General features: G+C 70.5%; 8 protein-coding genes. 6 read left to right on the top strand and 2 right to left on the bottom strand.

Annotation, left to right across the window (positions count from 1 at the left end):
• The 6 genes from D7V97_RS35205 to D7V97_RS35180 all read left to right on the top strand — a co-directional run.
• Nucleotides 1-588, top strand: a 588-nt coding sequence (locus tag D7V97_RS35205) for an energy transducer TonB (RefSeq protein WP_147445105.1), incomplete at its 5' end; no start/stop codon positions are given.
• A gap of 29 nt (nucleotides 589-617) precedes the next feature.
• The gene (locus D7V97_RS35200; protein ID WP_120615004.1) at nucleotides 618-1,379 is read left to right on the top strand and encodes a MotA/TolQ/ExbB proton channel family protein; all 762 of its coding nucleotides are present in this window, start codon (nucleotides 618-620) and stop codon (nucleotides 1,377-1,379) included.
• Nucleotides 1,363-1,770: a biopolymer transporter ExbD gene (locus D7V97_RS35195; protein ID WP_120615003.1), complete on the top strand. Its 408-nt coding sequence runs from the start codon at nucleotides 1,363-1,365 to the stop codon at nucleotides 1,768-1,770. Before D7V97_RS35200 ends, D7V97_RS35195 begins: the two co-directional genes overlap by 17 nt.
• Before the next feature lie 15 nt (nucleotides 1,771-1,785).
• Entirely contained in the window at nucleotides 1,786-2,214 is a 429-nt protein-coding gene (locus D7V97_RS35190; protein ID WP_120615002.1) for a biopolymer transporter ExbD, read from the top strand.
• A gap of 148 nt (nucleotides 2,215-2,362) precedes the next feature.
• Nucleotides 2,363-5,569, top strand: coding sequence for a TonB-dependent receptor (locus D7V97_RS35185; RefSeq protein WP_120615001.1), 3,207 nt, complete (start codon nucleotides 2,363-2,365; stop codon nucleotides 5,567-5,569).
• Nucleotides 5,570-5,599: 30 nt separating this feature from the next.
• Nucleotides 5,600-6,973 carry a hypothetical protein gene (locus D7V97_RS35180; protein ID WP_120615000.1) on the top strand — a complete coding sequence of 458 codons (1,374 nt, stop codon included), beginning with the start codon at nucleotides 5,600-5,602 and terminating at the stop codon, nucleotides 6,971-6,973.
• A 75-nt stretch (nucleotides 6,974-7,048) separates the two neighbouring features.
• Here the strand turns inward: D7V97_RS35180 and D7V97_RS35175 are convergent, their stop codons facing one another.
• Nucleotides 7,049-7,573 carry a hypothetical protein gene (locus D7V97_RS35175; protein WP_120614999.1) on the bottom strand — a complete coding sequence of 175 codons (525 nt, stop codon included), beginning with the start codon at nucleotides 7,571-7,573 and terminating at the stop codon, nucleotides 7,049-7,051.
• A 133-nt stretch (nucleotides 7,574-7,706) separates the two neighbouring features.
• The gene (locus tag D7V97_RS35170; protein WP_120615005.1) at nucleotides 7,707-8,807 is read right to left on the bottom strand and encodes a metallophosphoesterase; all 1,101 of its coding nucleotides are present in this window, start codon (nucleotides 8,805-8,807) and stop codon (nucleotides 7,707-7,709) included.
• Nucleotides 8,808-8,962 lie beyond the last annotated feature (155 nt).

Here is an 8,962-nt window from a genome sequence, read left to right as displayed (position 1 = left end):
CCTCCGCCCGTCGTGGAGGTGAAGCCGCCGCCTCCTCCGCCGCCCGTGGTGAAGGTCACGCCCCGCGCCGCGCCGCCCGCGCTCGCCAAGGCACCGCCTCCCGCCGCGCCCCTCACCGCTCCCGCGCCGCTGAAGGCTCCGGACGCGGTGCCTCTGGAGAAGCCGCCGGAATCGGAGAAGGAAGTCGTCGCCGCCGCGCCCATGGCCGTCGGTGGCACGGGCACGCTCGTCCCGGGTGGCGTGGTGGGTGGCACCGGCAGCGGTGAGGGGATGGCCATGGGCGGCGGTCGCGCCCAGCCCATCAACCTTCCGGAGACGGGCACGCCGCCGGAGCCGCTGTCCGCGAACCTGCTGCCCGAGTACCCCTCCGAGGCTCGCTCCAAGGGTCAGGAGGGGATGGTCATCCTCAAGGGCGTCGTCGAGGTGGACGGCCGCGTCACCGGGCTCAAGGTGATGCGCGGTGACGAGCCCTTCGCCAGCGCCGCGCTGGCCGCCGTGCGCACCTGGCGCTTCCGGCCCGCTGTCGTGTCCGGCCAGCCCACCGCCGTCTTCCGCATCTTCAAGGTCCCCTTCCGCCTCAAGTCCTGACGCCCCCTCTTCCCCGGGAAACCACCGCCATGAACTTCAACCTCAAGGAAATCTACGCGCACATGGGTGTCTTCGCCCTGTGCATCGCCTGGACGCTGGTGGCCTTCGCGGTCGCGTCGCTGGCCGTGTTCTTCGAGCGCCTGTTCGTCTACTTCCGCTCGCGCGCCGCGTCCCGGCACTTCGCGGGCCGCGCCGGTCCGCTCCTCGCGCAGCAGCAGCACGACGCGCTGGTGAAGGAGGCGGAGGGCAACAAGAGCAGCCACCTGGCGATGATGCTGGGCGGCGGCATGAAGACGTTCCTGTCGAAGTCCCGCGCGCCCGCCGGCAAGCTGGGCGCGGTGGAGCTCACCCGGCGCGACCTGGTGCGCATCAACGAGCGCATCACCGCGGACGTGCGCCGGGGCATGTCGGTGCTGGCCACGGTGGGCTCGGTGGCGCCGTTCGTCGGGTTGCTCGGCACGGTGGTGGGCATCATCGAGGCCTTCGCCGGCATCGCGAAGGAGGGCTCCGGCGGCCTGGGCGCGGTGTCCGCCGGCATCGCCGAGGCGCTCGTCGTCACCGCGCTGGGCCTGCTCGTCGCCATCCCCGCGGTGCTGATGTTCAACTTCCTGTCCACCCGTGCGGACGCGCTGCTGCTCTCCCTGGAGCAGGCGCGCAGCGAGTTCATGGACCACCTGGAGGACATGGCCGGCGACAAGCGCGCGGTGGCCGGGCACGGGCCGCAGCAGCACGCGAACAGCGCGGATGTCGTCTCCACCCGCGGCGAGGCCACCGATGTCGGCCACGCGTAGGAGCATCACCCCGGAGATGAACGTGACGCCGCTGGTGGACGTGGTGCTCGTCCTCCTGATCATCTTCATGGTCGTCACGCCGCAGCTGGAGGCGGGCGCCGCGGTGGAGCTGCCCGTCGCGACGAACCCGGATCCGGAGAACAAGAACCTGGAGCCCACGACGGTGAGCCTCGCGGCCAACGGATCCTTCTTCCTGGACCGCAAGCAGCTCACGCGGGACGCGCTGGTGGTGGAGCTGAAGACGCTGCATCAGGCGAAGCCGGACGCGCCCGTGGTGCTCAAGGCGGACCGGGGCGTGGCGTACCAGCAGGTGCGCGGCGTCTTCAAGGCGATGCAGGACATTGGCTTTCCGGGCATCAGCCTGCAGGTCATCGACCGGCAGAAGAAGTAAGGGGAGGCACGCGCCATGGCTTTCGACGTCGGTGGCAGCAAGGGCGGCATCCGCCCCACGATGAACGTGACGCCCCTGGTGGACGTGGTGTTGGTCCTCCTGATCATCTTCATGGTCGTCACGCCGCTGATGACCAAGCACCTGTGGATGAACGTGCCGGCGAAGCCGGACAAGACGGAGGCCACGCCGCCTCCGCCGCCGGACGCGAAGCCGCCCGTGGTGCTCACGGTGGACAAGGCCGGCACGTTGCGCATCAACCGCGAGGAGGTGCCGCGCGACCAGGTGGTGGTCCGCCTGCAACGCATGCTCAACGCGCGAGCGGACAAGATCGTCTTCTTCGACGCGGGCGACGCGGTGCCGTACGGCAGTGCCATGGAAGTGCTGGACCTGGCGCGGGGTGGAAACATCACCGTCGCCGTGTTGCCGGAGCGGCTCGCGGATTGAGTCGTGCATCGGATGTCCCGCGCGCGGTGCGAGCCGCGCGCGGTCCGTGACACCGAGTTTTCCGTTCCCCGCCAGAGACGTCACAAACCCTTCATCCCAATGCCACGGGCGTCGCGTTGATTGCGCGTCGCTGTCGGCAAGGAGAGCCGTGTTGTCTCGTTCGAACTTCGTGCGCGCCTTCGTCGCGTCACTCGTGCTCATCACCCTGCCTGCCTTCGCGCAGGCGCCCGGCGCCGACCCGACAGCGCCTCTTGCGCCTTCCCCTTCCGCCACGCCCGGCACGCAGCCCGCCGGTGAGCTTCCGCCTCCGGCGGGGACTCCGGGTGGATCCGCCGCGTCGCAGCCGGACGGAGCGCTGCCCACCAGCCCCGCGCCTTCTGTGGGAACGCAGCCCGGGAGCGCCGCGAACCCCACGACCGCGCAGCCTGGAGCCGTTGCGCCCGCGCAGGCCGTTCAGCCTGGGAACGCCGCGCCTGCGCAGGTCGCACAGCCTGGGAACAGCGCACCCGCGCAGGCTTCGCAGCCTACGGACCCTTCCGCTCCGGCCGCCGCGCAGTCCGGCAGCGTGACGGATCCCACCGCGACTCCGGCCGAAGGCACCGAGGCCACCGCGTCCGACGAAGCCGCGACGGGTGATGAAGCGCTCGCGGAGTCCTCCACGCCCCCGCCCGGCTTCACCGGCATCTACGGTCGGCTGACGGACGAGGCCACCGGCGAGGGGCTCATCGAGGCCACCGTGAAGGTCGTGACGGGCTCGCAGAAGCAGGCCCTCACCGACCTGGACGGCCACTACCGGCTCGCGCTGCCGCCGGGCAAGTACGACCTGCGCGCCTTCTACGACGTGTACCAGGGTCGCCGCATCACGGGCGTCGTCGTCACGCAGGGCAAGGCCACGAAGCTGGACGTCGCGCTCGGCGCGGACGTGGGCGCGGTGCAGGAGGTCGTCGTCGAGGCCCGCTCCGACCGCCGCGCCGAGGGCGCCCTGCTCCAGGACCGCAAGAAGGCCGCCGCCGTCTCCGACGCCATCAGCGCGCAGGAGATTGCCCGCACGCCGGACTCCAGCGCCGGTGACGCGGTGAAGCGCGTGGTCAGCGCCACCGTCGTGGACGGCCGCTACGTGCTGCTGCGCGGCCTGGGCGGCCGGTACGCCACCACGCTGCTCAACGGCGCGCTGCTGCCCAGCCCGGAGCCGGACGAGCCCAGCGTGCCGCTGGACCTGTTCCCCACCAGCCTGCTCGCCAACCTCAACGTGGTGAAGAGCTACACGGCGGACCTGCCCGGCACCTTCGGCGGCGGCACGCTCCTCATCGAGACCAACACCTACCCGTCCCAGTTCGAGTTCAAGCCGCGCCTCACCCTGGGCGGCGACACGGTGACGACCTTCCGCGAGCGCAACTCGCAGGCGCAGGGCGGCTTCGGAGAGACGCTGGGCTTCGCCAGCGCCAGCCGCGACCTGCCCGACGCGATTCCCCGCGACCACCGCCTGGGCGCGGGCAGCGAGTCCGCGCAGCAGCTGGAAGGCCAGTGGGAGTCCTTCAGCAATATCTGGGAGAAGCGCACCACGCGCGCCGCGCCCAACCTGGGCCTGGGCGCGTCCCTGGGCGACACGCTGCGCTTCGGCAACCAGCGCCTGGGCTACCTGGGCACCGTCAACTACGGCCACCGCGACGGCGTGCAGGTGGGCGACTTCGCCCGCGCGTCCCGCGATGAGTCCGGTTCGCTCGTGTCCCAGGACGTCGCGCGCACCACGCAGGGCTTCTCCACCGCGAACCTCAGCGGGCTCGCGAGCGTGGGCTACCAGTTCGACCGCGACAACGAGCTGACCTTCTTCAGCCTCTACACGCGCGGCACCGACACGCGCACGTACAGCGCCAATGGCAACAACAACGTGCGCGGCGACACCTACGCCAGCACCCGCCTGCAGTTCATCACCCGCGCGCTGTCCTTCAACCAGCTCCGGGGCTTCCACCGCCTGGGCCTCCTGGGCGACGCGGAGCTGGACTGGCAGGGCAACTTCTCCCGCGTGGACCGCGACGAGCCCGACACGCGCGACACCCTCTACAGCGCCAGCCTGGGCGACCCCGGCGCGCAGCTGTCCTTCCCCAACCAGCCCAACAGCGGCGAGCGCTTCTTCGCGGAGCTGGGCGAGTCATCCACGGGCGGCAGCCTCAACCTCACCCTGCCCTTCACCTCCGGCCTGCGCGTGAAGGTGGGCGGGCTCACCCAGGTGTCCTTCCGTGACTTCAACGCGCGCCGCTTCCGCTACCTGCTCAACGAGACGCCGGTGGACCGCACCCAGTCCCCCGAGCAGCTCTTCTCGCCGGAGAACGTGGGCGACTCCATCACCGTGCGCGAGACGACCCGCGCGGACGACGCGTACAACGCCTTCCTGGGCATCTACGCCGGCTACGTGTCCGCGGACTATCAGCCCGTGGAGCCGCTGCGCCTGGTGGGCGGCGTGCGCCTGGAGGCGTCCAGGCAGGAGCTCACGCTGAAGGACCCCTTCACCGGCGTGGAGGCCGATAACGGCGGCACGGATTCGAAGTACCTGGACGTGCTGCCGTCGTTCAACGCCATCTACGCGCTGACGGAGAAGGTGAACCTGCGCGCGGGCTACAGCTACACGCTGGCGCGGCCCACGTTCCGCGAGCTGGCGCCCTTCATCTTCTTCGACTTCGTGCGCCGCCGGAACGTGTCCGGCAACCCCGACCTGCTGGAGACGCGCATCCACAACGTGGACGCGCGCGTGGAGTGGTTCGTGGGGGACAACGAGGTGCTCGCCGCGAGCGCCTTCTACAAGCGCTTCCAGGACCCCATCGAGCGCGTCATCCGCAACCCGGACAGCGGGGACCTGGGCTTCGAGAACGCCGCGGGCGCCGACAGCTACGGCCTGGAGCTGGAGGCGCGCACGTCGCTGGCGCGCCTGAGCCCCACGCTGCGTCCGGTGCGCGTGGGCGCGAACCTCACGCTCATCCAGTCGCAGGTGGACCTGGGTGACGCTGGGGTGGTGGGCGCGCAGACGAACAAGGACCGTCCGCTCCAGGGCCAGTCGCCGTACGTGGTCAACGTCAACGTGGGCTACGAGCGGCCGGAGAGCGGCACCGAAGTGGCCGTCCTCTACAACGTGTCCGGCCAGCGCATCAGCGAGGTCGGCGTGCAGGGCCTGCCGGACGTGTACGAGCGGCCCTTCCACCGCGTGGACCTCACCCTCACCCAGAAGCTTGGCGCGACGCAGCTGAAGCTGACCGCCGCGAACCTCCTCAATGCCGCCGTCACCCTCCGCCAGGGGGACGTGACGGTGCAGACGTACAAGCCCGGCATGGCGTTCACCGCCGCGCTCGGCTGGTCCCTGTAGCTCCCATTTCCTCCCGAAAGGACGTCACCCATGAAGCGCCTGTTTGCATCCGTCCTCGCCCTCTCCAGCCTGACGCTGCTGCCTGCCTGTGGCGATGACAAGGACACCGACAACAAGCCGGACGGCGGCCCCACGCAGACCACCGCGCAGGACGTGAGCGCGAACATCACCGAGGACACGACGTGGAAGGCGGGCACCACGTACACGCTGAAGAACTACGTGTTCGTGGAGAAGGGCACGCTGACCATCGAGGCGGGCACCACCATCCTGGGCGACCAGGGCAGCGCGCTGGTCGTCACCCGCGAGGCGAAGCTGAACGCGGTGGGCACGGCGGAGAAGCCGATTGTCTTCACCAGCTCGCAGGCGGCGGGGGCTCGCGCGGCCGGTGACTGGGGCGGCGTGGTGCTGCTGGGCAAGGCGCGCATCAACGTGGCCGGCGGCGAGAACACCATCGAGGGCTTCTTCGCCACCAGCGGGGACCTGAAGACGAAGTACGGCGGCACGGACGACGCGCACGACTGCGGCAAGCTGAAGTACGCGCGCATCGAGTTCGCGGGCTACGAGCTGGCCGAGGACAACGAGCTCAACGGCCTGACGACGGGCGCGTGCGGCAGCGCGACGGACATCGACTACGTGCAGGTGCACAAGGGCGCGGACGACGGCGTGGAGATGTTCGGCGGCACGGCGGGCCTGAAGCACATCGTCATCACGCAGCCGGACGACGACGGCCTGGACTACGACCTGGGCTACCGGGGCAAGGTGCAGTTCCTGGTGGTGCAGCAGAACGCCACGGTGGGCAACCGCGGCATCGAGGCCTCCGGCAACAAGAACGACAACGCCGCGCAGCCGCACACGATGCCGGAGATCTGGAACGCGACGTTCATCGGCTCCGGGCGCGCGGCGGGCACCACGCCGGCGCAGGAGGGCCTGGTGTTCAACACGGGCGCGGGCACCCTGCTGCGCAACGTCATCGTCGCGAGCTTCGCGGACAAGGCCATCGACGTGGACGGCACGGCCTCCGCGGCGCTGTGGAACGCGGCCACGCCGGAGCTCTCCGTGCAGGGCGCGCTGTTCTGGTCCAACAAGGGTGACACGGCGTCCATCCCCAACGCGCCGAACCCCAAGAAGGACGCGGCGGGAACGGTGACGGATCCGGACGTGAGCAAGTTCGTGGAGGCGGAGAAGGTGCTCGCCGCGGGCCTGAACAACAAGGTGGCGGATCCGCAGCTCACCGCGGCGCTGAACCTGGACGCCCCGAACTTCGCCCCGGCGGCGGGTTCCCCGGCGCTCAACCCGGACAACGCGGCCACGCCCGGAGCGGGCTTCGACACCAGCGCGCGCTTCGTCGGCGCGGTGGGCACGACCAACTGGACGACCGGCTGGACCGCGTTCCCGAAGAACTAACAGTCAGCGAGTGACACCGTGGCCGCGTGCTCCCGAGCCTCCAACCCGGGGGCACGCGGTCTTCGTGTGACCGGACTACGACTGCAGGCCCGCCGACTCGTCCTGTGCTCCGACGAGGGACTCCGGGCTGTTGCTGCTCTCGTTGAACAGCGTGCCTCCGGCCACCGGACGCACCTTGGGGGGACGGCCGCGGCGGCGCGGGGCGTTCTCCTCGGAGCCCGGGGCCATGCCCACCGGCTCCACCGCCGTGGGCTGCCCTTCCGCCCGGCCTGCCTTGCGCGTCGGACGCGGCAGGTGGATGGCCTCCAGCTTCGCTCCCAGCTCCGCGTCGTCCTCCGCGAACACCTTCGCGTACGCCAGCGCCCGCTGCCCCTTCTGCAGCAGCGACTCCTGGCTCTCGTTCAACACCTGCCGTGCCGCATCCAGCGCCGCCTGCGCGCGCGCCACCGCTTCCGCCTTCTCACGCACCTGCGCCGCGGACTCGCCCAGTACCGCCGTGTCCACGTCCGGGAACTTCACGTCCGCCAGATCCGTGGCGAACAGCTCGAGCAACGCGCGCAGCGCGGGGGAGATGGAATCGTTCTCGGGGAAATCGAACATGCGTGGGCCTCCTCACAAGGCGTTGAGGCCGCCTATCTGCCCAGATGTTCAGTGCTCTTTCAAGGGGTCCCTTCGCGGGCCGGAAACTCGGCCCCGCGTGCTTCGTCAAGGGTTCCCCTGGAAACCTCGCGGATCAATCCACCCGCACCAGCGCCACGTCCCGCACCCCCACCGACGGATCCACGTCCACCGCCAGGAAGTGCCGGCCCACCCCGTCGAAGCGCTCGGGGATGGCCCCGCCTCCTCCAGAGATGAACGCCGGGATGCCCGCGTTCGAGAACGAATAGTAGGAGTGGATGTGGCCGTAGAGCGTCAGGTCCACGCCCGCTCGCGCCATCTTCCCCACCAGCCCCGCCGCTTCACCCCGCACGGCGAAGCCTCCGCCCCGAACGCCAATCGGATCCAGCGGCGGGATGTGCATCGCCACCACGTGCACCGCGTCGCGCGCCTCCTCCAACCACCCGTCCAGTTGCTCCTCCACCAGCGGATCCACCGTGCTGCTGCCCGAGTCCACCAGGCTGAAGTGCACCCCCTGGAAGGTGAAGTGCTGGCTGCCCCGCCCCACGAGCTGCTGGTAGATCCGCGCGTCGTCCGTGAACGTCTCGTGGTTGCCCAGCGTGGCATACAGCGGGATGCGTGAGCCGGCCTCCAGGCGCTGCTGGAACTCCTCCAGTTGCTCGCGCGTGCCGTACTCCGTCAGGTCTCCGGCGAAGAAGATGAAGCGCAGCGTGGGGTCCTCGTTCAGCCGCGTGTAGATGTCCCCCACCTTCGACAGCGCCTCCTGCACGTCCGCCAGCGCCGCGAACCGGAACGGCGCTCGCGTGTCCCAGTCCGGCGGCGCCACCGTCAACCGCGCCGTCGTCCCCGGGCGCAGCGCCACCCGCCACGCCTTCACCGTCGGATGCGCGTCCGGCAGCGCCTCCACGGCGAGCGACTCGCCGGAGTCGTCCACCGCCAGCAGCGCCGCGTCCGGCATCGTGTTGTGCACCGTGAACAGCCAGTCCGTGCGGGCCTGAGCCCCGGCCGTGACGCGCACCGTGAACACCGGCGCCTGCCCCCACAGTTCCAGCGCTCCTGAACCCAGCGTCCGCACCGACGCGAGCCCGCCCTCGACCTCCACCGTCAGCGCTTCGCCCTCGGCCTGGCCCACGCGCGTGTCACGCACCGCGCGGTCCTCGCTCGGCCGCGTGCAACCCGTGGACAGCAGCGCCGCCGCGAGCCCCAGTGCGCCCAGCAGCTTGAGGCTGATCACGTCTCACCTCCCACCGCGTACACCAGCGACACGCGCCCCATCAGTGCTCCACCCGCCTGCGCTTCCGCCGCCACGCCCCAGCGGTCCGTCACCAGCACGCGCCCCCTCAGCCCGAAGGCTGTCCCTTATACACATCT

Origin of the sequence: Corallococcus sp. CA053C (genome assembly GCF_003611675.1) — a bacterium.
In the GTDB taxonomy this organism is placed as follows: Bacteria; Myxococcota; Myxococcia; order Myxococcales; family Myxococcaceae; genus Corallococcus.
This window is presented reverse-complemented; position numbering and strand designations above follow the sequence as displayed.